Source organism: Janthinobacterium kumbetense, from assembly GCF_023703445.1.
GTDB lineage: Bacteria > Pseudomonadota > Gammaproteobacteria > Burkholderiales > Burkholderiaceae_D > Janthinobacterium > Janthinobacterium kumbetense.
Genome location: NZ_JAMQGR010000001.1, coordinates 491,389 through 511,689 on the forward strand (window position 1 = coordinate 491,389; position 20,301 = coordinate 511,689).

The following is a 20,301-nucleotide window of genomic DNA, read 5'->3' on the forward strand; positions in this document are numbered from 1 at the left end:
CATCAGTGTTTGGTGGGCTTTTCCTGCTGCACCAGAATGAACGGGCTGACGACGACGGCCCACAGCGCGGCATCGGCTGCCTGCCAGTCCAGCGCCTGCTGGTCCGACACCTTGGCGACCTTGCCATCGACCATCCATTGCGTGATGGTGGCCTTGTCGTCGTGCGAGATGCGCACGGCCACTTCGACCAGGTCCAGTTCATTGGCGACCCAGACGACGTTGCCCTGGGCGAAATGCTTTTCCAGCTCGCTCCAGGCCAGGCGGGCCGTTTCGCTGTTCACTTTGAGGCGCAGTTCGGTGTCTTTTTCAGGATTGGTTTGCATGCGAAATATCAGGTTGCGGTGAGTCGGGTGCCGGTGCGCGCGGTTTATTTGCCTGGCAAGGCTTCCACCTGCGGCGTCGGCGTACCCCGCCATGTTAACCGATAGGCGGCGCCTTTGCGAACATTGCCGACCAGGGCAGGGCGGAAGCAGGCCAGGTTGGTGCCGCTGGCGTGACGCACGCTGGGGAAGATCACGCCCATGGAGCCGGCTTCGAGCAGGATGGCGGCCAGGTCTTGCGAGGCGATGTAGCTGGCCGGGTCCAGGCAAGCCTGGTAGCGCTGCTGGCCGCGCAAGTCGTGGAAACTGGCGGAAAAATCGGCCAGCAGCGACTGGTAATTGACGCTGTCGTCGAAATAGTCGATTTCCTGGTATTCCACGGTTTTATGGAAAATGATTTCGGCCAGCGCCGTTGGCATGTCGAAGGCGCAATACCAGGCGCCCCGTTCGCCATCGTTGAAACGCGCTCCTTCCGGGCGGGCATACGTGTAGGCGGCGTTGATGATGCGAAAGTGCGGCACGCCAAAAACCAGCTCGTCCACGCCAATTCCTGGCGCGCCGCCGTACTCGGCCACCAGGCGCGCGTTGGTCGCGTTGTCGAGCTCGAACAGCTCGCGCAGGTGATCGTCGTTCTCGGCCAGGGGCGCCAGCACGGAGTCTTCCATGTCGGCGAAGCGCGAGGGAATCAGGCGGCAAGTGTCGATCTGGCGCAAGGCGGCCAGCGGCGGCAGGTGCTCATTCGGGGCGGCAGGCACGATCACAGCCCTCCGCGGCGCGCGTCGAGCAGCTTGCGCACCGTCTGCATGGCCAGCAAGCCGCCGGCCAGCATCTGCGACAGGGGCGTGCGGCCGCCGAAGATGGGATTCTTGTTGGGCAAACTCACCCATTCGTCGGCCAGCTTGTCGCCGTACAGGATGTGCAAGGCCTTGTAGATGCCCAGCAAATAGGAAATGCGCGTGATGCGGTCCACTTCCAGCACGCGGTCCGGGTGCTTCTTCCACTCGTACCAGGCGCTGCTGGACAGGCCGCCCAGCAATTCGCGCGCATCGTCGTCGCGCAGTTTCCAGGCGGCGGCCAGCTTGAAAAACCCTTTCAAGGCCGCCTGCGACAATCGCTCGCGCTCGGCTTTGGCATTCAGGTCGACGAGCACGGCCGGCTCGAAGCGGCTCTTGGGGTAGGCGTAGGCGAGATTCATGGCATGTCCTTCATTAAAACTCTGTATATGGACTATTTATACTCCTTTTCTGGATTCGTTGCAACGGCCGCGCGCATGCAAAACGGGGCGCGCCAGGACGGGAGTCCCGGAGCGCCCCGTTGGCGGGCCCCGTTCGCTTATCTGGCCGTGACGGTGACGGGCACGGTGAGCTGTGCCGTCAAGCCGTTACTGTCCAGCGCCACGACCTTCAGCGCATAGCTGCCGGCCACCGGTTGCGGCCAGGTAGCCGTGATGGTCATGCCGCTCATGGAAAACTGCATGCCCAGCGGCGCGCCGAGGATGGAGATCCACAGGGCGTTCGCGCCCGGCGCCGTCAGCACGATGCTGCCGCTCATGGCCTTGCCGGCCACGCCGTTCATGGCGGCGGCGCTGATCGTGGGGCCGGCGGCGGCGATTTTCACCGTGGCCACGGCCTGGCCCGTCAAGCCCGTCTTGCTGTCCCTGGCGATGACGGTCACGCTGTAGCTGCCCAGCACGGGGTTGGCCCAGCTGACGACGCCGGCGGCGCTGACGGTCATGCCGGACGGCGCGCCCGACAGGCTGTAGGTGACGGGGTTGGGCGCCACCGTCGTGGCGGTGAACGACAGGGCCACGCCCGGCTTGCCGCTCACGCTGGCCACCGTGACGACGGGGGGCAGCGGGGCGGCGATGGCCACCGTATAGATGCCTTTGCCGCTCAGGCCAGTCTTGCTGTCCGTGGCCGTCACGGTGACGGCATAGGTGCCGGCCACGGGCGCGGCCCAGCTCACCAGTCCGGCGCTGCTGATGGTCATGCCGGCCGGTGCGCCGGCGAGCGTGTAGCTGACGGGATTGGGGGCGGAGACGCTGACATTGAACGCCAGGGCCGTGCCAACCTTGCCCGTGATGGCGCCGGCGCCGACGACGGGCGGCGCGACGGGGGTAATGACGATGGCGTACACGCCCTGGCCACTGAGGCCGCTGACGGTATCCTTGGCCACCATGGTCACGGCATACGTGCCCGCGACGGGGGCTGTCCAGCTGACCACGCCCGTGGCGGCGATGCTCATGCCGGCCGGCGCGCCCAGCATGCTGTAGCTGAGGGGATTGGCAGCGGTGGCCGAGACGGTGAACGACAGCGGCTTGCCGGCCGCGCCGCTGATGCTGGCCGGCGCCACCACGGGCGCGGCCGGTGCAATCTGCGTGCCCGACAGGCCGGCCAGCAGGCTTTTCACGTTCGGCGTGCCCAGGCCGCCCAGCGGGTCATAGCCGACCCTGGCCGTGCACACGCTGCAGGTGCCGTTGCTGCCGCGCGTGATGTCGGCAAAGCTGCTGGCGAAGGTGCCGGGCACGCTGGCGATCTGGCCGTACAAGATGTTGTGCGGCAATCCGAGTGCCGCTTTCGCCTGCAGCGCGCGGCTGGCGTTGGCGATGGCGACCAGGCCGGCCCATTGCGGCGTGGACAGGCTGGTGCCGCCGATGCTGAGCCAGCTGGCGGTGCTGCTGCCTGGCGTCATCACGGCCGTGTACTGGCCCGTGGCGGGGTCGGCATTGAAGGCCACGTCGGCCACGTTGCGGCGCAGCAAGTTGGTCAGGCCGGGCACGCTGGCCGTCTGGTAGGCGGGCAGTGCCGTATAGGCGCTGATGCCGCCGCCCGTGCCGGACCAGGCCGTTTCGCTGCGCACGCCGCTGCCGCTGTAGCTGAGCGTGGTGCCGCCCACGGCCAGCACGTTGGACGACACGGACGGCCAGGACACGCCGCTGCCCGAATCGCCCGTGGCGGCCAGGTAGCTCATGTTCTTGCCCGTGAAGGCGCTGTCGACGGATGCTGTCCAGTTGCCTTCGGCGGCGCCAAAGCTCATCGACACGACGCCAGGCCCCATCTGGTTGGCCAGGCGCACGGCGCCCAGCAGGCTGTTGATGGAAGCGTCGGGCGCCTCGATCAGCACGATGCGCGCCAGCGGCGCCGTGGCATGCGCCCACTGCACGTCGAGCGCGATTTCCATGGCCCAGCCCGAGTTATAGGCGGGCGCCGTGGCCGTCATGGTGCTCGATGGCGTGTTGTAGACAACAGAAAATTCACAGCCGCTGGCCGGGGCGGGCGGCAGGGGCAGGGTGGCATTCGTGGCGATAGCCTTGGTGGTGCAGCCGGGCAAGCCGAATTTCTGGTTGAAGATGGCCAGTTCGGCCGCCGCGTTCGGGTTGTGCATGGCGTCGACGATGTAGATTGTCTGCCCTGCGCCCAGCTGGGCCGCCAGGGCTGGCGTCAGCGCCGTGCCGGCCGCCGGCAGGGCGGGCAAGTCGTAGGCGGCGCGGATCTGCGCAGGAGAATAGGTTGCCACCACGCTGCTGCCGGCCATGGGCGCGGCGATGTCGCCCGCGCCGCCGTCCAGCAAGGGGGCGATATCCTGTGCCGCCTGTTCCGAGGCGGCGATTTTTTGCGCCGTCAGGCGGCGCGTGGTCATTTCCCGCATGGCGCCGGGCACGTTTTGCAAGTGCGGCCGCCAGTGGGCCGAGCCGCTGCTGTTGGTGCTGTCGCGCCCGTCGGGCGCATCGAGCAGGGCCGGGGCCGCATGGAACATCGGTTGCACCACCAGCGCGCCGACGGCGGCGGGGACGACGGGCACCTCGACGGTGAACTGTGTCGCGGCCGTGGCGATGGCGGCGGGCGGCGTCGATGTCTCCTGGCCGGGGCCGCAAGCGGCCAGCAGGAGGGCGGCTGTGGCGCCCAGCAGCAGGCGCCCGTGACGGTGATGCGGGGGAATGATTTTTTTCATGGCGAAACTCTCCGAGTTGGGCGAGGGCCACATCTCGACAATGCTTCCAGGCTGGCGCCGCGCGCTGGCGGTCCCGGCCCTGCATTGGCAGCCCCGCTGCCGTGGCGCTTGCGCGCGGTAGGCCGGTGGCTTTGCGTCCCCGCCTTTCGACGGGTTTGCCCTCAAAACTGATCATGCATCATTGGGAATTTCCTGATGCGTCATCGATTTTAGTGAATTTGCCAAATAAGTGTTAACTATTTTCAATCAATATTTTTATTTATGCAATAAAATGTGGCAAATTTGCCTATTGATGGATGGAATCTTGTCAGGCTGATTAAGTATTAAAAGCAAGGTTATCAAGGACATACCGAGGCGTGACAGTGTTTTTTCACGGCAACGGCGCTTGCACTTTTTGTTTTCTAATGAATCTAACGAATTTACTGAATATGCGATCTTGCCGGTCTCAATCCTCGAACACCATGTCCTGATACGGCGCTGCGCGGCAGGCCGCCAGCCGCTGCGCCAGGCTGCCAGCATGGGCTTCCAGCTGGTGGCCGTCCGGGTCGAGAAAATACAGGGAATCGTCGGCGCTGCGGTTTTGCTGCCATTCGGGCACGCCGGCGGCGCGCAGGCGGGCGGCAAAGGCGGCGAAGTCTTCCGTGGAAATGGAAAACGCGTAGTGCGTGTAAGCCGGGCTGGCCAGCGCGGCCGTGCCCTGTCCATCCAGCGACAGGCACAGCCACAAATCCCCGGCCGACAGATACGCGCCCCTGTCCCAGCGCGCATGCAGGTGCAGACCCAAGGTGTCGCGGTAAAAGGCCACGCTGCGCGCCAGGCCGCGCACGGACAGGGTGAGGTGGTTCAGGCCGGTCAACATGGGGCTGCTTTCAGGTGGAGTGGAGGCCGGTTCCAGCTTCCGCAGTGGTTTGATGCAACATTGCTGCAGGTAAGCATGAGACACAGTAATAAGACCGCAAACGTCGCAACACCTGACACAACCGTAGCGAGCGGAAGGAAAAGGTGGTCGAGAAGCGCAACCGTACTTCCAGTACGGTGAGCATCGCAGGCGACCTATGCCGACGCGCAGTAGGTGGTGTCAGGTGTCACTACGCAGGCTCGGCGTGCTCCACCATGAGTTGTACTTTGGTCGTGCCATTGTATTCATTCGCATCGAGCCGGAAGGCGACCCGCGTGCGCTCGCCCAAGGCGTCCGTGTGGCCGAACCAGATGGCGTCGAAGCGCACGCCGTTCTTTTCCAGCAACAGTTTCAAATGGCGCTCTTTTAATATGCGCTGGCTGACGACGCGGAATTCGTCGCAAAAGACGGGCGGGGCGAAGCCCTGGCCCCACACTTGCTCATCCATCAGCTCGATGAAGGCCGTCGTGTAATACGCGTCTTCCAGCGGGCCGTCCGTTTCCACCACCCGTTCCAGCTGTTGCTGGCTGAGCCAGGCCTGGCCCACGGCTTCGAAGGCCTGGGAAAAGGCGTCGAAGGCGTCGGCGCGGATGGTCAAGCCCGCCGCCATGGCGTGGCCGCCGAACTTGTCGATCAGGCTGGGCGCCCGTTTCGACACCAGGTCGAGCGCGTCGCGCAAGTGAAAACCGGGGATCGAGCGGCCGGAACCCTTGATCCAGCCGTCGGCGCCCGGCGCGAACGTGATGGTCGGACGATAAAACTTTTCCTTCAGGCGCGAGGCCACGATGCCGATCACGCCCTGGTGCCAGGATTCGTCGAAGACGCTGATGGTGCTGCTGTTGGCCGGTTCGAAAGCATCGAGGTGCAGCAAGGCCGTATCCTGCATTTCCGCCTCGATTTCGCGGCGCTTCAGGTTGATGTCGTTCAGTTGCTGGGCCAGCGCCCAGGCGCGGCCTTCGTCGTCCGTGACCAGGCATTCGATGCCCAGGGACATGTCCTGCAGGCGGCCGGCCGCATTCAGGCGCGGTCCCAGGGCAAAACCGAGGTCGAACGGCGTGGCGCTGCGCGCTTCGCGGCCCGCCACGCGGAACAGGGCGGCCACGCCCGCGTGCATATTGCCCTTGCGCATGCGCTTGAGACCTTGCGCGACGAGGATGCGGTTGTTCGTATCGAGACGCACCACGTCGGCCACCGTGCCCAGCGCCACCAGGTCGAGCAGGTTGTCGAGCTTGGGTTGCGTTTGCGCATCAAAGATGCCGCGCCGGCGCAGCTCGGCGCGCAAGGCCAGCAAGACGTAGAACACGACGCCCACGCCCGCCAGATGTTTACTAGGGAAACCGCAGGCGGGCTGGTTCGGGTTGACGATGACGGCTGCGTCGGGCAGGGTGTCGGCCGGCAAATGGTGGTCGGTGACAACCACCTGGATGCCGCGCCGGTTGGCCTCGGCCACGCCGTCGATGCTGGCGATGCCGTTGTCGACGGTGATGATGATGTCGGGCGACTTTTCGCGCGCGGTAAGCTCGACGATTTCCGGCGTCAGGCCGTAACCGTATTCAAAACGGTTGGGCACGATGAAGTCGACGTCGGCGCCCATGGCGCGCAAGCCGCGGATGGCCACGGCGCAGGCGGTGGCGCCGTCGCAATCGTAGTCGGCCACGATGACCATGCGTTTCTTGGCGGCAATGGCGTCGGCCAGGAAGACGCCGGCCGCGCCGATGTGCAGCAAGCCGGACGGCGGTATCAAGTCTTTCGGCTCGATCGAGAGCTCTTTCGCGTCGGACAGGCCGCGCGACGCGTACAAGCGGGCCAGCACGGGGTGGATGCCGCCCTGGCGCAGCAATTCGGATTCGCGGTAAGGGCAGGGGCGGGTGGCGATGCGGGTACGGGTCATGATGCTTTCAACTTGTTCAGGGTGATCGCGCGCCAGAATTTGCGCTGCGCATGCTTGCTGGTGGTGCAGTCCAGCCAGGCGTCGCGGTGGCTCAGCACCAGGCGCAACTGGCCCAGGCGGCCATCCTTGAGGGCCGCCAGCAGGGGCGCGAACCAGTCCGCTTCCAGCGCTTGCAACTGTTGCAGCCACATGCCCCATTCCTGCGCCTGCGCCGCTTCGGTCAATCCGCCCAGCACGACGATGGCATCGGCCTGGTCCGCCAGCACACTGCTTGGACTGGCATCGCGCCGCGCCGGTTCCGCCAGCGCGGCCAGCCAGCCGGGCGCGTCCTTCGTATGCAGGCTGGCCGCGCAGCGCGCAGATGCAGCCAGGCTGCCGCCCCAGATCCAGAAGGAATTGATGGCTTTCAAGCCCCGTTCTTCGCGTGCCGCGTTGACGGGATGTTCATGCCACAGCATCTGCACTTCGTTCTGCAGGCGGCGCGCGGCGCGCGCATGCTCGCCTTCCAGCATCCACACGGACAGGTCTTGCGTGGTGGCGGCGTCCGGCGTGGCGCACTGCAAGTCGCTCCAGTCATCGGCGCGCATGAACCAGGTGCCCGCGTCGCCATATGCCAGCGGCTGGCCGATCTCGTCGAAATACGGACGCGCCGTCTCGAACAGCGTGCGGCCATCGGCCTCGCTCAGCTTGAGCTGGCGCAAGTCTTCCAGGCTGATATGGCTGCGGGCGATGGCCAGGTGGGCCGGTTGCAGCAGGAAATAGCGCGCGCCCGGTTCCGGCGCCAGGCCGTAGCCGTGCATGGCCTGGGCCGCAAAGGCCGCCTGCGCCGCCTCGCCGTTGGGCGCGGACGACAGGGTCAAGGCATGCGCCAGCCACGCTTCGTGCGGCAGCAGGCGGTTGGCATTGTCAAAAGTTTCCAAATTGCAATCGGAGGTGCGCGACAGCAGGGCCGCCAGGGCGGGTGCCTGCAAGACCTTGAGCAGGTCGGCAGCCAGTTCGGCATTGGGCAAGGCGAAGGGCAGGACGAGGGTAAGTTGATTCATCCCGAGATTGTAGGCGATTGTGGCGGTGGGGGAGTAGTTCCCGCGCTTTTTCCCTTGACGGCGGGCGCGGGAAAAGTCGCGCCACGGTGATGTGTTTCACGCATGAGTGTCATTTGTGTGGCACACTGCGCGCTCGCATATTACGTTGTCGCGGGAGCGCATGAGCATCATCAAACAATTTCCTTTTGAGTGGCAGGTTGGCGTGCGCTATACGCGTGCCGGGAAGCGCAGCGGCCGCAACAGCTTCATTTCCTTCATCTCCCTCATTTCCGTGGCCGGCATCGGCCTGGGCGTGGCCGCCCTGATCGTCGTCCTCTCCGTCATGAACGGCTTCCAGAAGGAAGTCACCGACCGGCTGATGTCGGTGCTGGCCCACGTCGAGGTGTTCGATACCAGCGGCTCGATGCCGAATTGGCAGGCGCAGGAGCGCGCCGCCTACGCCAACCCGCAAGTGAAAGCCGTGTCGCCGTTCGTGGAAACCCAGGGCATGCTGCTCAATGACGAAACCATGCGCCCGTCCGTCGTGCGCGGCGTGCTGCCGCAGCAGGAAGCCACCGTCTCCAGCGTGGCTTCCCAGATGAAGCAGGGCAGTTTCAAGGACCTCACGCCCGGCTCGTACAACATCGTGCTGGGCATCGACCTGGCCAAGGCGCTGGGCGTGCAGGTGGGGCAGAACGTCACCCTGATGCTGGAACGCGAGCCGAAGGCGGGCGACCCGGCCACAGGCATCGTCATGCCGCGCATGCGCGCGCTGAAAGTCGCCGGCATCTTCGAGGCCGGCCACAATGAACTCGATGGCAGCCTGGCGTTTGTGAACATGCAGGATGCGGAGCAGCTGCTGCAGCTCGACGGCCCGTCCGGCCTGCGTTTGCGCCTGCACGACATGAACCAGGCGCCGCAGGTGGCGCGCGAATTGAAGGCGTCGATGCCGGGCCAGCTGTGGATGCGCGACTGGTCGCGCGCCAGCGCCAGCTGGTATGCGCTGGTGCAAAGCCAGAAGAACATGATGTTCATCATCCTCAGCATGATCATCGCCGTGGCCGCGTTCAACCTCGTCTCGACGCTGGTCATGTCGGTCACCGACAAGCAGGCCGACATCGCCATTTTGCGCACCCTGGGCGCCTCGCCGTTCTCGATCATGAAGATATTCATGATCCAGGGCGCGCTGGTCGGCTTGCTGGGGAGTGCTTTGGGCGTGATCGGCGGCGTCGTGCTGGCGCTGAACGTGGGCGTCATCGTGCCCTTCATCGAAGGCATCTTCGGCCTGCACTTCATCTCGAAGGAAATCTACCAGATCAGCGCCGTGCCGTCGGACGTGCACTGGCTGGACGTGGCGCAGATCGGCCTGATCGCCTTCGGCCTGGCGCTGGTGGCGACCATCTACCCGAGCTGGCGCGCCGCGCGCGTCAAGCCGGCCGAGGCGCTGCGCTATGAATAATTGGCTTGTGTACCGGGGTCGGACCCGTCGGGTCTGACCCCAGCCTTTTGCTGCGGTATGAGTCATTGGCTGATCAACAAACTGCTGGGGTCAGACCCATCGGGTCTGACCCCAGAGAATTAATGAATTAATGAGCATGTTAAAAAATATTCCCTTCGAATGGCTGGTTGGCCTGCGCTACACGCGGGCCGGCAAGCGCAGTGGCCGTAACAGTTTTATCTCCTTCATCTCGCTCATTTCCATGGCCGGCATCGGCCTGGGCGTGGCGGCGCTGATCGTCGTGCTGTCCGTGATGAACGGCTTCCAGAAGGAAGTGACGGACCGCATGCTGTCCGTGCTGGCCCACGTGGAAGTGTTCGACAACAGCGGCAGCATGCCCGACTGGCGCGCCGAAGCGGCGCAGGCGATCAAGAATCCTGCCGTGAAAGGCGCCGCGCCGTTTGTGGAAACGCAAGGCATGCTGCTGCGCGACGATGCGCTGCGCCCGGCCATCGTGCGCGGCGTGCTGCCCGAGGAAGAGCCGAACGTCTCCGACGTTGCCGGCCAGACGCGCATGGGCAGCTTCAAGGCCCTGCAGCCGGGCACCTTCAATATCGTGCTGGGCATCGAGCTGGCGCGCGCGCTGCGCGTCAACCTGGGCGAAAAAGTCACGCTGATGCTGGCGCAGGGCCAGGTCACGCCGGCCGGCGTGCTGCCGCGCATGCGCAGCTTCACCGTCAGCGGCATCTTCCAGGCGGGTCACAATGAATTCGACGCGGGCCTGGCCTTCATCAATATCGAAGACGGCCAGCGTTTGCTGCGCCTGGACGGCCCGTCCGGCCTGCGTTTGCGCCTGGCCGACATGAACCAGGCGCCGCAAGTGGCGGCGGAGCTGAAAAAATCCATGCCGGGCGACCTGTGGCTGCGCGACTGGTCCAAGCTGAACGCCAACTGGTTCGCCGCCGTGCAGACGGAAAAGCGCATGATGTTCATCATTCTGACCCTGATCATCGCAGTGGCCGCCTTCAACCTGGTCTCGACCCTGGTGATGACGGTGACGGACAAGCAGGCCGATATCGCGATTTTGCGCACCCTGGGCGCGTCGCCCCGTTCCATCATGAAGATTTTCATGATCCAGGGCGCGCTGGTGGGCATCCTGGGCACCATCCTGGGCGTGGGCGGCGGCGTGCTGGTGGCCATGAACATCGACGTCATCGTGCCCTTCATCGAGCACCTGCTGGGCGTGCAGTTCCTCTCCAAGGACATTTACTTCATCAGCACCGTACCGTCCGACCTGCGCTGGCCCGACGTCACCAAGATCGGCGTGCTGGCCGTGATCCTCGCCTTCCTGGCGACCCTGTACCCAAGCTGGTGGGCCGCCCGCGTGAAACCTGCGGAAGCCCTGCGCTATGAATAAACCACTGACTATGACCATGACTGATCTGAACAAACCTGCCTCCAACGGCGCTTCCGCCGATTCCGCCGTCCTCAGTTGCCGCGGCCTGGGCAAGACTTTCACGCAGGGCAGCTACAAGGTGCAGGTCCTGGCCGGCATCGACATCGACGTCCACCGCGGCGAACGCGTCGCCATCGTCGGCGCGTCCGGCTCGGGCAAGTCGACCCTGCTGCACTTGCTGGGCGGCCTCGATACGCCCACCAGCGGCAAGGTGACCCTGCTGGGCAAGGACTTCGCCAACCTCAGCGAAAAGGCGCGCGGCGACTTGCGCAATGCCTCGCTGGGTTTCGTCTACCAGTTCCACCACCTGCTGCCCGAGTTTTCGGCGCTGGACAACGTTGCCATGCCGCTGATGATACGGCGCATGAAGCGCGCGCCCGCCACCGAACTGGCGCAGCAGATCCTCACGCGCGTGAACCTGGCCAAGCGCGTCACGCACACGCCGGGCGAGCTGTCGGGCGGCGAACGCCAGCGCGTGGCGCTGGCCCGCGCCCTCGTCACGCAGCCGGCCTGCGTGCTGGCCGATGAACCGACGGGCAACCTCGATCACGCCACGGCCGAACAGATTTTCGACCTGATGCTGGAACTGTCGCGCACCCTGGGCACGGCCTTCGTCATCGTCACGCACGATATCGAGCTGGCCAAACGCTGCGACCGCGTGCTGCGCCTGACGGACGAAGGGCTGCAGCCTTATTGATACTGAGCAATACTAGGAATTCACCATGTGGATCGACACGCACTGCCACCTCGACGCGCATGAATTCGGCAGCGAATCGCTGCAGGTGGCGGCGCGCGCCAGCGCTCAAGATGTGGGCATGATCGTCATTCCCGCCGTCGAACGGGCCAATTTCGCCATCGTGCGCGACCTGGCGGCAGCGGCGGCCAACGCCTGCTACGCGCTGGGCATCCATCCGATCTACGTGCCGCACGCCACCGAGGACGATTTGATCGCCCTGCGCGAGGCCGTGCATGCTGCCATGGTCGATCCGAATTTCGTCGCCATCGGCGAGATCGGCCTCGATTTCTTCATCCCGATGCTGTGCGAACCGGCCATGCGCGCCAAGCAGGAGCATTTTTTGCGCGAGCAGCTGAAAATCGCCCGCGACTTCGATCTGCCCGTGCTGACCCACGTGCGCCGCTCGCAGGACATCGTCCTCAAGCACGCGCGCCAGATCCGCCCGAACGGCGGCATCGCGCATGCGTTCAATGGCAGCTTCCAGCAGGCGCAGGGCTATATCGACCTCGGTTTCAAGCTCGGTTTCGGCGGCGCCATGACGTTCACCCGCGCGCTGCAGATACGCCGCATGGCCACGGACCTGCCTTTGGATGCCATCGTGCTGGAGACGGACGCGCCCGATATTTCCCCGGCCTGGATACACCCTGGCCGCAACAGCCCCGAAGAATTGCCGCGCATCGGCGCCGTGCTGGCCGAGCTGCGCGGCCTCGATATCGCCCAAGTGGCGTTTGCCACCAGCGCCAATGCGCGCGCCGTGATGCCCCGATTACCCCTGATGGAATGAGACCATGAACAAGAAAATGCTCGCGGGCGCCCTGGCAGCCTGTATGTCCACCGTGTTGGCGCCCGCCCAGGCGGCGACCGGCGCCCAGTGCGACGGCATGCCGCGCCTCGACGTCACCACGCCGGCCGGCTTTTGCGTGGCCGTGCTGGCCGACGGCCTGAAATTCCCACGCGGCGTGCTGCCGCTGACGAATGGCGACATCGTCGTCACGGACATGGCGGGATGGGCGCCGAAGCAGGGTAAATTGTGGCTGTTGCAGCCCAAGGCGGCCGGTGGCGGCTACGAGCGCAAGCTGCTGCTCGACAAGCTCGATCGCCCGAACGGCATCGTGCAGGGACCGGACGGCATGGTCTACGTGGGCGAAGTGGGGCGCATCTTCCGCTTCGACTTGCGCGATCCGGCACGCGCCATCACCGACGTGATCGGCGGCACGGCCAAGACGCCGCGCCTTCCGGGCCTCGGCTTGCACCTGTTGACGAACATGCGCTTCAGCCCCAAGGGCGACCTTTACGTGAACGTGGGGTCGAGTACCGACCATTGCGAGAACGACGGCAAGGCGCCCGATCCGGCCAAGGCTTGCGCCTCGGCGGAGGGCCCGGAAGCGCTGGGCGCCATCCGCGAATACACGATGGCGTGGCCGGCAGGCACGGTGACGAGCTGGCGCACGCATGCGCGCGGCCTGCGCAATTCGATGGCGCTGGCCTTCCATCCGGCCACGGGCGAGCTGTGGCAGGCGGAAAACGCGCGCGACGCCATCCAGGCGGCCATGCCGCAGCTGAAAAGCGACGAAAACCTGCCGCACGAAGAACTCAATCTGATCAAGGCCGACCGGCACTATGGCTGGCCGTACTGCTACGACGACAATGTGGCCAGTCCCGAATATCCGAAGACGGCTTGCGACGCCCAGTATGCGGCGCCGCAGCGCCTGCTGCCCGGTCACGCCGCGCCGCTGGGCATGACCTTTTATACGGCCAGCCGCTACCCGGCGCTGTACAGGAATAGCCTGATCATCGGCTACCACGGCTACCGCAGCAACGGCCACCGTCTGGTGGCGCTGTTGCCCGACAAGGCCGGCGCGCCGCTGGGCAAGTCCGTCGAGTTGATCGGCAACTGGGAGCGCAAGGGCAAGCAGGGCAGGGGCGCGCCCGTCGACGTGAAGCAGGGCCAGGACGGCGATATCTACATGGCCGACGACCATAATGGGCTGGTGCTGAAGCTGCACTATGAGGCGGCCAAGCCATAATGCATATCGCTTGACCTCGCTCAGTGCGAGGTCGCGCCATCCTCCTATAATCGGCCTGATGCTCCCTGTCGACCAGGAGCGACGGGAGGCTGACGTGAAACCTGCATTCATCACGCTGCGCGAGAATTATTCGAGCGTGGCGGCCGTCGACCAGGCGGCGTTGTTCGGCGAAATCGGCTGGGAAGACTTGATCGGCAAGGACAGCTTTGCCAACACCTGCGCCATCCGCGTCAGCCTGGCCCTGATCAAGGCCGGCGTCCAGGTCAGGGGCCGCATGGCCATCCGCAAGGGGCCGTTCAAGGGTGCGCTGATCGAACCGGGACAGGCCAAGCTGGCGCACATGCTGGCCAGTCCGTCGATGTTCGGCGCGCCCGAAAAATTCAGCCGCGAGGCAGCCATCGCCGGCATCGGCCAGCGCCAGGGCATGGTCGCCTTCTTCCGCATTCCCGGCTACCTGGGTGGCGCGGGCGGGCATATCGACATCCTGCTGCCATCCATCGGCGTCAAGGTGTGCGGCACGGAGTGCTACTGGGATTGCGGCGAAATCTGGTTCTGGCCACTCCGCTGACGCTTGCTTTCTACGCTTGTTTGAACTTCTTTGAGCGTCCGCGCGAAGCCGCATTGTGCGCGCGCAGGATGGAATCGACCCGCTCGGACGCATCGCGCGACAGGTTTTGTGCCACGGCGATATCGGGGAAGAATTCGGGCAGGCGGTAGCTGAGCCAGGCATACGCCGAATAGTAGCGGCAAGTGTCTTCCACCTGCTGCAGATTCTGCGTGCCGCCGCCGTAGGCGTGCTGGCGCAAGGTAGACGTTTTTCCCTGCGACAGATTCTTCGCCCAGTGCTCCCACGCCGTTTGCAGGGACGGCACCTTGCTCGATATCGGCACCAGCGACAAAGTAAACTTGTCGGCCACGGACAGGGGCAGGGTGTCGAGCCAGACGGCGCGCTCCTTCTGGTCTTCCGTGATGCGCGGGAAGAAAAAGCCGTCCGGCACGTCGATATTGTGGATGAAGCGGCGCAGCAGTTTAGACAGCGACAGCTCGCCCGTCACCGACGAAATGCGGTGCAGGTGTTCCAGCGAGGGCGCCACGGCAAAGCCGCTGGTGTTCAGCGGATGCAGTTTTTCCTTCAGCAGGGCGCGCATCACTTCATGCGTCTCGTTGTCGTAGCCGGCCACCAGGCCCTCTTCATGCACGCCGTAGCGGCCCGCGCGCCCGGCGATCTGGCGCGCCAGCGCGGCCGAAATCTCTTCCTCCTCGCGGCCATTGTATTTGACGCAGGTGGTCATGACGATGCGCGCGATCGGCATGTTCAGGCCCATCGCCAGCGCGTCCGTGCCGACGACGATGTCGGCCGTGCCGTCGCGGAAGCGCTGCGCCTGCGCGCGCCGCACTTCCGGCGACAGGTTGCCGTACACGGTGGCCACCGACAACCCCGTTTCCGTGATCATGTCGCGCCACATCAGCACTTCGCGGCGCGAAAAGGCGATGACGGCGTCGCCGCGGCGCAGGTTGCGCACCTTGCGCACGGCCGTCGGCTCCATCGACAGGGGCGCCATGCGTTTCAGGACATGCACTTCCAGCGGGCAGTCCAGGCGCTCGGCCAGCGCCTCGATGGCGCGCCGCGCTTCGGGCGCCCCTACCAGGTAGACGGTGTGGGCGGGCGCGCCGCAGACGGCCGCCGTCCATGCGGCGCCCCGGTCCGGGTCGGCCAGCATCTGGATTTCATCGATGACGGCCACTTCGACGACGGTTTTCGTGTCCAGCATTTCCACCGTGCTGGCCACGTGCGTGGCGCCGTCGACGACCCGGCGCTCCTCGCCCGTGATCAGGCTCACGGCCAGCGGCTTGCCGTGCGGCGCGGCTTCCTGCAGGCGTTCATAGTTTTCCAGGGCCAGCAGGCGCAATGGCGCCAGATAGATGCCGCTCTTTGCCTTGACCAGCGCTTCCATGGCGCGGTGCGTCTTGCCGGAATTCGTGGGCCCGAGCAGGGCGACGAAGCGGCGCGGCAGGCGGCGCGCCATCTCGAACGAGGCGGGATATTCGGCCAGGTTGATGCTCTGGCGCGTGCGCGCCGCATGCTGTTCTTCCTGCTGGCGCTCGATGGCGTGATTGAAGCGCTGGCGGATGCGGTCGAACACCATGCCGGCCGGCTCCGACGTCTGCATGTCGGCCAGGGTGTGCAGGAAGACCATCGGGTCCGTGTCCACGTCCTCGCTCAAGCCCGCGATATCGGCGACGAAATCGATCACATGCTGGCGCAGCTCCTCGAAGACGGCCGCGCTGGCCCGTTCGCGCACCAGGGCCAGCTTGGTTTCGCGGTCCATCTTGCGCCACTTGGCCGGCCGCGCCAGCACGCCCTGGCTTGGTACCAGCGCATACGGCACCACCAGGTGGCCCGCCTTGACGACGCCGGAAAAACGCACGAAGACGCGGCCTTCCATCTTGACGAGGCGGATATGCTCGGCCAGTTCCCCCAGTTCCGCGACCAGGGTGGCGTCGTTATTGTCTTCGCTGCTGTCGGAAATATCGGTGGAAGTATCGGGAGGAAGTGCGGAGGAAGTCATGTCGTGCCTGGGTGTTGAAGTAAGCGACGCCGATTATACCGTCGATGGGGGCGGGCGGTGGTGGGCGGCATTGGCACTTGCCGGTACTTGGCGGCATCTAGGTGCCTGCAATCGTTTTACAACGAATCATTGCGCAAGATCAGATAAAGAGCATGGCCCGGCATGGGGCCTAAAGTCAGCCAAGCGGCTATCTTGGGACGCTATCAGGGACGAGGGATGTCCGATATGATGCTATTCGCTAGAGGTAAGGAGATTGCAAGCAGCTGAATCCATACTCGCAAGAAAATAGGGGGACGAGGAAAGTCAGGGTCATCAATTTAATGACATGGACGGCCAACTCAATGCTGCTGGACCCTGATCTACTGCAATCGAATTAAGGTTTTCGCCACTGATCTGGTTTACCCTTCGACGTATGGCGAACACGTTCAACATGTGGTGCGATGCCATTGTTTAACTGACGGGCGCGCTGGATTGCTTCGCTTTGGGTGGGCAACACATCGCTTGCACGTTCGGAATTTGGCCGACGGACTGCATAGTCGCCCTGTGGCCGTTGTTCAACATAAATTCGTTTTTCAGTCATTTCAATTTCCTTTCGAAATACTGTATATGGCAAAAATTTTCTATTTACTACTATAGGTAGTATTTTTTGAAAGGCAAGGATTTTTAGCAACCCAGTCGCACGAGTGCCAAAAAATCCAAGCGCGATCATTTCTGAGGCAACGACAGCAGGTTGTCAGTCTTCCGTCCGTCCGCTACAGTTTGAACATACTTGATGTAGCCGTTGCTATGGACATGGACCCATGCGCCTTTAATCTGCGGATTGCGGTCGGGGCACCACACGGATTCTTTCCCGTTTTCCTCGATGTAAGCAACCATCTGCTCCCGGGTGCAGTTGCCGCTTTCCGTAGTTTTCCCGGAATCATCAACACGATCCCACCAGAGATGGCTAATGTGTTCATGCCCCGCTTGGCCAGCCATCCGGCGCGCCGTGCACTTAATTTTTGTTGCCATGATAAAGCCCTTTATGAAAGCGCCAAAAATGAAAAGTTCGGTGTAGGCGCACTTGTAGTATCGACACAAAGAATTCACTTGTCAAGCAAAATAAATACGTCTACTCTGAACGCTGTAATGGAGGATCAAAAGTGGCAACGAAAGCTGTAACCGTACTTGGTGAAAAAATACGAACCCAGCGCAAGCGTCTAAAGTTGACTTTGGATCAGCTTGCGGAAAAAACTGCCTCTAGCAAGAGCTACATCTGGGAGCTTGAGAACCGCCCGGTGGTAAGGCCATCTGCAGAAAAAATTGCTCGAATAGCTGATGTCTTTGGAGTCACTGTTGAATTCTTGCTTGATGATGCAAAGCAAGAGTTTGCAGAGTCTGATGCTGATCAGGTCTTTTTCCGACGAGTTACACAACTTGATCCCGCGAAGCGTGCACAACTGGAAAAATTCCTGAAAGCTATCGACGACGATGAGTGATCCGACGACACCAGTTGCATGGGGTATTCAACTAGCTAAGCTTTGGCTCGCGAGTAGACAAGGGTTCCCCGTTAACGTTGAAGTGTTAGCTATCGAGGTCACTAAACAGCGATTTTGCGAACCAGTCGGAATCGTCGTGCCGCATGGAATCGATGGCATTGACGGAATGCTCTCAAAGCGTAAAAAACATAAGGACTGGTGCATTTCCTATGATGAAAACGTAACTGTTCCCGGAAGAATAAACTTCACGGTTGCGCATGAATTAGGCCACTATCTATTACATCGAAATCTGCGCGATACGTTTCAGTGCGGCCAAACTGAGATGATGGACTACGATAGTCTTGAATCTAGACGTCTCGAAGCACAAGCGAACACTTTCGCGTCATATTTGCTTATGCCCCGAAACGATTTCGACGTTCAGATAAGAGGGCAGGAGATTTCGTTTGAGCTTCTTGGGCACTGCGCTGAACGCTATCAGACTTCGCTAACGGCCACCGCTCTGAAATGGTTGGAGTTCACAGACGAAGCGGCAATGTTGGTAGTCGCCGATCACGATGAGTTCATTTGCTGGTCTTTTTGTAGTCAATCGGCTAGGCGTCTGGGCGCCTATAAATCGCCGGGTGAGACTGTTCCATCGTCGGCACTAGATTATTTAAAGGAAAACTCATTAGCTGCGCGCACTTCACGGCGTGTAAAAGCTGGTGTATGGCACGCGACTGAAGAAGCAGTCGAGTCAGCAGTAGTATCTGATCAGTTCGAGCAACTAATTTTCTTGATTCGATTTCCGTACGCATCGTCACCAGATCATGAAGAGGAATCTGATTCGGATGCATACACTGTGCTGTCTGAAAGGGCGCAAGGTTTTGGTTGGAAGAAGTAGGCTTTATATGGAACACATAAATACGACACCAACTTTCAAAATGTTCAGCCCGGAACAGTGGGGACAAGTAGATCGCTTTAAACAATTTTATGAAGGAACGTTTAGCTTTCCATCACACATAAAGAAAGCTGTGTCTGGTGTCGGTGGCCATTTTGAGAAGGCCGGAATTTTGATCGAATTGGCGAACGATTTGGCACCCAGCTTGGAAATCGATATCAATGAGCTTCGCCAGAATGGCGTCACGCGGGCCGCCAATTCTCGGCAGATTTCGGCTGTTGTCGAAAGTGTTTTTACCGAGTTATATTCTTCCATCGACTGCATGAGGACAATCATCTCTCACATGTACAAGAGCACGCGTGGTATGCCAGATTCGACAAGGAAATTGTTTCAACGAATCCATGCTGGCGGACTTGGTGGTGATTTTCCATGGGAGTTAAAAGTAGCTTTTCGAAACGCTAATTGGTATGAGGAACTGCGAATCATAAGAGATGAGTTGACTCATTTTAGCCTAGGTTCCTGTCAGTTTGATTCTGCGACGAAGAAAATATCATACTATCATTTTGGTATATTTCGATAGTGGGGCCTGTATATCACGTCAATGGTTTGACCAAGAACCGGATTACTGCTGTCCATTTTCCGCTAACTGCGGAGCTTATAATCATTCCATTAGCACTCTTTCGTCTGAATTGGTTGAGTAAGCTATGGGAAGCAAGGCCGATTACGCCGTTGATGGTGGCCGGCCTTGTTGCTTGCATGTTCAGGCGGCGCGCGCGCGTACCAGGCGCAGGCCCCAACCGGTGGCGATCTTGCCATCGCCGTCTTGCAGCGGCGCCATGGCCTCCATGAGCGCGCTGCGCAGGCGCCGCCTGGCGCCGTCGTCCAGGCGGTCGATATCGTAGGTGTCCAGCAGGGCGGTCCACAATTCGCCAGGCGTTGGCGTCCATGGCACGTCGATATCGTCAAACGCGACGTCTGCGAAACCGGTATCGAGCAGCTCGCGCCAGCCCGCTTCCGATCCCGTGCGCCGGTCGCCGAAGCGCATGCTTGGCAGCGCGTCACTGGCGATCGGCTTGAACACGCGCATGAAAACGTCGTTGACTTCGCCCAGCAAGAATGTCCGGCCGACGATGGCCGCGAATTGGCCAGCGGGACGCAGCACGCGGCGCATTTCGCGCACGACTTGTTCTATGTCGTTCATCAGCATCAGCGCCATGTGCGACACGAGATAATCGACGCTGGCCGATGGCAGGTCCAGCGCCTGGGCGCGTCCCAGCAGCAGCCGCACGGAAGCGGGCAGGGCTGCGCGCGCGGCAGCCAGTTCCGCTTCGCTCATGTCGGCGCCGAGCAATTGTAGCCGGGGCTGCCGCCTGGCTGCCAGCAAACCCAGCAGATGGCCATCGCCGCAGGCCAGGTCGAGCACGCTCAATGGCGTGTCCGCGCTTGGTATCAGGCTGGTCAGCACGTCGTAGGACGAGGCCCAGCCGCCGGTGCGGGAACTGGCCGGCAGATGGGCAAACGCGGCGCTGGTGACGCCCACTTGCCTTTGATGAAAGTCCTGCAAATAGGTTTCGGCCGCAGTCAGTGGTGTCATGCAAGGTTCGCAAGTCATGGCGCCTGAACGCCGGATGGTCATC

General features: G+C 62.6%; 20 protein-coding genes and 1 riboswitch. Of the genes, 9 read left to right on the top strand and 11 right to left on the bottom strand.

Going from position 1 to position 20,301, the window contains the following annotated elements:
- Positions 1 to 2: 2 nt before the first annotated feature.
- From NCG91_RS02115 to NCG91_RS02145, 7 genes are all read right to left on the bottom strand, one after another.
- Entirely contained in the window at positions 3 to 323 is a 321-nt protein-coding gene (locus tag NCG91_RS02115) for a DUF2288 domain-containing protein (protein ID WP_251348370.1), read from the bottom strand.
- Between the two features lie 44 nt (positions 324 to 367).
- On the bottom strand, positions 368 to 1,075 hold the full coding sequence (locus NCG91_RS02120; RefSeq protein ID WP_251348371.1) for an RES family NAD+ phosphorylase: 708 nt from the start codon (positions 1,073 to 1,075) through the stop codon (positions 368 to 370).
- A gap of 2 nt (positions 1,076 to 1,077) precedes the next feature.
- Positions 1,078 to 1,515, bottom strand: coding sequence for an MbcA/ParS/Xre antitoxin family protein (locus NCG91_RS02125; protein WP_071076812.1), 438 nt, complete (start codon positions 1,513 to 1,515; stop codon positions 1,078 to 1,080).
- A 137-nt stretch (positions 1,516 to 1,652) separates the two neighbouring features.
- Positions 1,653 to 4,271 (bottom strand): S53 family peptidase, encoded by a 2,619-nt coding sequence (locus tag NCG91_RS02130; protein ID WP_251348372.1) that lies wholly within the window; start codon positions 4,269 to 4,271, stop codon positions 1,653 to 1,655.
- A gap of 83 nt (positions 4,272 to 4,354) precedes the next feature.
- Positions 4,355 to 4,441, bottom strand: a riboswitch (cyclic di-GMP riboswitch).
- 275 nt (positions 4,442 to 4,716) lie between these two features.
- Positions 4,717 to 5,130, bottom strand: coding sequence for a fosfomycin resistance glutathione transferase (gene fos, locus NCG91_RS02135; RefSeq protein ID WP_251348373.1), 414 nt, complete (start codon positions 5,128 to 5,130; stop codon positions 4,717 to 4,719).
- A gap of 229 nt (positions 5,131 to 5,359) precedes the next feature.
- Positions 5,360 to 7,060 carry a single-stranded-DNA-specific exonuclease RecJ gene (gene recJ / locus NCG91_RS02140; RefSeq protein ID WP_099667585.1) on the bottom strand — a complete coding sequence of 567 codons (1,701 nt, stop codon included), beginning with the start codon at positions 7,058 to 7,060 and terminating at the stop codon, positions 5,360 to 5,362.
- Positions 7,057 to 8,103, bottom strand: coding sequence for a hypothetical protein (locus tag NCG91_RS02145; protein WP_251348374.1), 1,047 nt, complete (start codon positions 8,101 to 8,103; stop codon positions 7,057 to 7,059). Before NCG91_RS02145 ends, recJ begins: the two co-directional genes overlap by 4 nt.
- 160 nt (positions 8,104 to 8,263) lie before the next feature.
- Here NCG91_RS02145 and NCG91_RS02150 point away from each other — a divergent pair, with 160 nt between their 5' ends.
- From NCG91_RS02150 to NCG91_RS02175, 6 genes are all read left to right on the top strand, one after another.
- A complete protein-coding gene (locus NCG91_RS02150) occupies positions 8,264 to 9,541 on the top strand; it encodes a lipoprotein-releasing ABC transporter permease subunit (RefSeq protein WP_251348375.1) in 1,278 nt (425 codons plus the stop codon).
- A gap of 130 nt (positions 9,542 to 9,671) precedes the next feature.
- Entirely contained in the window at positions 9,672 to 10,937 is a 1,266-nt protein-coding gene (locus tag NCG91_RS02155; protein WP_251348376.1) for a lipoprotein-releasing ABC transporter permease subunit, read from the top strand.
- 16 nt (positions 10,938 to 10,953) lie between these two features.
- Positions 10,954 to 11,673: a lipoprotein-releasing ABC transporter ATP-binding protein LolD gene (gene lolD, locus NCG91_RS02160; protein ID WP_219115949.1), complete on the top strand. Its 720-nt coding sequence runs from the start codon at positions 10,954 to 10,956 to the stop codon at positions 11,671 to 11,673.
- Positions 11,674 to 11,698: 25 nt separating this feature from the next.
- Positions 11,699 to 12,496, top strand: a complete 798-nt coding sequence (locus NCG91_RS02165) for a TatD family hydrolase (RefSeq protein WP_251348377.1) — start codon at positions 11,699 to 11,701, stop codon at positions 12,494 to 12,496.
- A gap of 4 nt (positions 12,497 to 12,500) precedes the next feature.
- Positions 12,501 to 13,739 (top strand): PQQ-dependent sugar dehydrogenase, encoded by a 1,239-nt coding sequence (locus tag NCG91_RS02170; protein WP_251348378.1) that lies wholly within the window; start codon positions 12,501 to 12,503, stop codon positions 13,737 to 13,739.
- A gap of 94 nt (positions 13,740 to 13,833) precedes the next feature.
- Positions 13,834 to 14,307 (top strand): T6SS effector amidase Tae4 family protein, encoded by a 474-nt coding sequence (locus NCG91_RS02175; RefSeq protein ID WP_171985042.1) that lies wholly within the window; start codon positions 13,834 to 13,836, stop codon positions 14,305 to 14,307.
- A 10-nt stretch (positions 14,308 to 14,317) separates the two neighbouring features.
- On the opposite strand, the gene NCG91_RS02180 is transcribed toward NCG91_RS02175, so the two are convergent.
- The 3 genes from NCG91_RS02180 to NCG91_RS02190 all read right to left on the bottom strand — a co-directional run bounded on the left by NCG91_RS02180 (position 14,318) and on the right by NCG91_RS02190 (position 17,320).
- The gene (locus tag NCG91_RS02180) at positions 14,318 to 16,309 is read right to left on the bottom strand and encodes a helicase-related protein (protein WP_251348379.1); all 1,992 of its coding nucleotides are present in this window, start codon (positions 16,307 to 16,309) and stop codon (positions 14,318 to 14,320) included.
- Positions 16,310 to 16,682: 373 nt separating this feature from the next.
- Positions 16,683 to 16,889 carry a DUF2188 domain-containing protein gene (locus tag NCG91_RS02185; RefSeq protein ID WP_251348380.1) on the bottom strand — a complete coding sequence of 69 codons (207 nt, stop codon included), beginning with the start codon at positions 16,887 to 16,889 and terminating at the stop codon, positions 16,683 to 16,685.
- A gap of 125 nt (positions 16,890 to 17,014) precedes the next feature.
- Positions 17,015 to 17,320, bottom strand: coding sequence for a DUF3892 domain-containing protein (locus tag NCG91_RS02190; protein ID WP_251348381.1), 306 nt, complete (start codon positions 17,318 to 17,320; stop codon positions 17,015 to 17,017).
- 131 nt (positions 17,321 to 17,451) lie between these two features.
- Between NCG91_RS02190 and NCG91_RS02195 the strand changes: the two genes are divergently transcribed.
- Genes NCG91_RS02195 through NCG91_RS02205 form a run of 3 tightly spaced genes read left to right on the top strand, consistent with a single transcriptional unit; the run spans position 17,452 to position 19,244 of the window.
- On the top strand, positions 17,452 to 17,787 hold the full coding sequence (locus NCG91_RS02195; RefSeq protein ID WP_251348382.1) for a helix-turn-helix domain-containing protein: 336 nt from the start codon (positions 17,452 to 17,454) through the stop codon (positions 17,785 to 17,787).
- Positions 17,780 to 18,667, top strand: a complete 888-nt coding sequence (locus NCG91_RS02200) for an ImmA/IrrE family metallo-endopeptidase (protein ID WP_251348383.1) — start codon at positions 17,780 to 17,782, stop codon at positions 18,665 to 18,667. The genes NCG91_RS02195 and NCG91_RS02200 overlap by 8 nt, the downstream gene beginning before the upstream one ends.
- 7 nt (positions 18,668 to 18,674) lie before the next feature.
- Positions 18,675 to 19,244: a hypothetical protein gene (locus NCG91_RS02205; protein WP_251348384.1), complete on the top strand. Its 570-nt coding sequence runs from the start codon at positions 18,675 to 18,677 to the stop codon at positions 19,242 to 19,244.
- 180 nt (positions 19,245 to 19,424) lie between these two features.
- On the opposite strand, the gene NCG91_RS02210 is transcribed toward NCG91_RS02205, so the two are convergent.
- Entirely contained in the window at positions 19,425 to 20,258 is an 834-nt protein-coding gene (locus NCG91_RS02210; protein WP_251348385.1) for a class I SAM-dependent methyltransferase, read from the bottom strand.
- Positions 20,259 to 20,301: the final 43 nt, after the last annotated feature.

What these genes read in the sequence shown, in the direction of transcription:
- NCG91_RS02115 (WP_251348370.1), bottom strand. Translation starts at nt 323, where the DNA reads ATGCAAACCAATCCTGAAAAAGACACCGAACTGCGCCTCAAAGTGAAC.
- NCG91_RS02125 (WP_071076812.1), bottom strand. Translation starts at nt 1,515, where the DNA reads ATGAATCTCGCCTACGCCTACCCCAAGAGCCGCTTCGAGCCGGCCGTG.
- NCG91_RS02130 (WP_251348372.1), bottom strand. Translation starts at nt 4,271, where the DNA reads ATGAAAAAAATCATTCCCCCGCATCACCGTCACGGGCGCCTGCTGCTG.
- fos (WP_251348373.1), bottom strand. Translation starts at nt 5,130, where the DNA reads ATGTTGACCGGCCTGAACCACCTCACCCTGTCCGTGCGCGGCCTGGCG.
- recJ (WP_099667585.1), bottom strand. Translation starts at nt 7,060, where the DNA reads ATGACCCGTACCCGCATCGCCACCCGCCCCTGCCCTTACCGCGAATCC.
- NCG91_RS02145 (WP_251348374.1), bottom strand. Translation starts at nt 8,103, where the DNA reads ATGAATCAACTTACCCTCGTCCTGCCCTTCGCCTTGCCCAATGCCGAA.
- NCG91_RS02150 (WP_251348375.1), top strand. Translation starts at nt 8,264, where the DNA reads ATGAGCATCATCAAACAATTTCCTTTTGAGTGGCAGGTTGGCGTGCGC.
- NCG91_RS02155 (WP_251348376.1), top strand. Translation starts at nt 9,672, where the DNA reads ATGAGCATGTTAAAAAATATTCCCTTCGAATGGCTGGTTGGCCTGCGC.
- lolD (WP_219115949.1), top strand. Translation starts at nt 10,954, where the DNA reads ATGACTGATCTGAACAAACCTGCCTCCAACGGCGCTTCCGCCGATTCC.
- NCG91_RS02165 (WP_251348377.1), top strand. Translation starts at nt 11,699, where the DNA reads ATGTGGATCGACACGCACTGCCACCTCGACGCGCATGAATTCGGCAGC.
- NCG91_RS02170 (WP_251348378.1), top strand. Translation starts at nt 12,501, where the DNA reads ATGAACAAGAAAATGCTCGCGGGCGCCCTGGCAGCCTGTATGTCCACC.
- NCG91_RS02180 (WP_251348379.1), bottom strand. Translation starts at nt 16,309, where the DNA reads ATGACTTCCTCCGCACTTCCTCCCGATACTTCCACCGATATTTCCGAC.
- NCG91_RS02185 (WP_251348380.1), bottom strand. Translation starts at nt 16,889, where the DNA reads ATGACTGAAAAACGAATTTATGTTGAACAACGGCCACAGGGCGACTAT.
- NCG91_RS02190 (WP_251348381.1), bottom strand. Translation starts at nt 17,320, where the DNA reads ATGGCAACAAAAATTAAGTGCACGGCGCGCCGGATGGCTGGCCAAGCG.
- NCG91_RS02200 (WP_251348383.1), top strand. Translation starts at nt 17,780, where the DNA reads ATGAGTGATCCGACGACACCAGTTGCATGGGGTATTCAACTAGCTAAG.
- NCG91_RS02205 (WP_251348384.1), top strand. Translation starts at nt 18,675, where the DNA reads ATGGAACACATAAATACGACACCAACTTTCAAAATGTTCAGCCCGGAA.
- NCG91_RS02210 (WP_251348385.1), bottom strand. Translation starts at nt 20,258, where the DNA reads ATGACACCACTGACTGCGGCCGAAACCTATTTGCAGGACTTTCATCAA.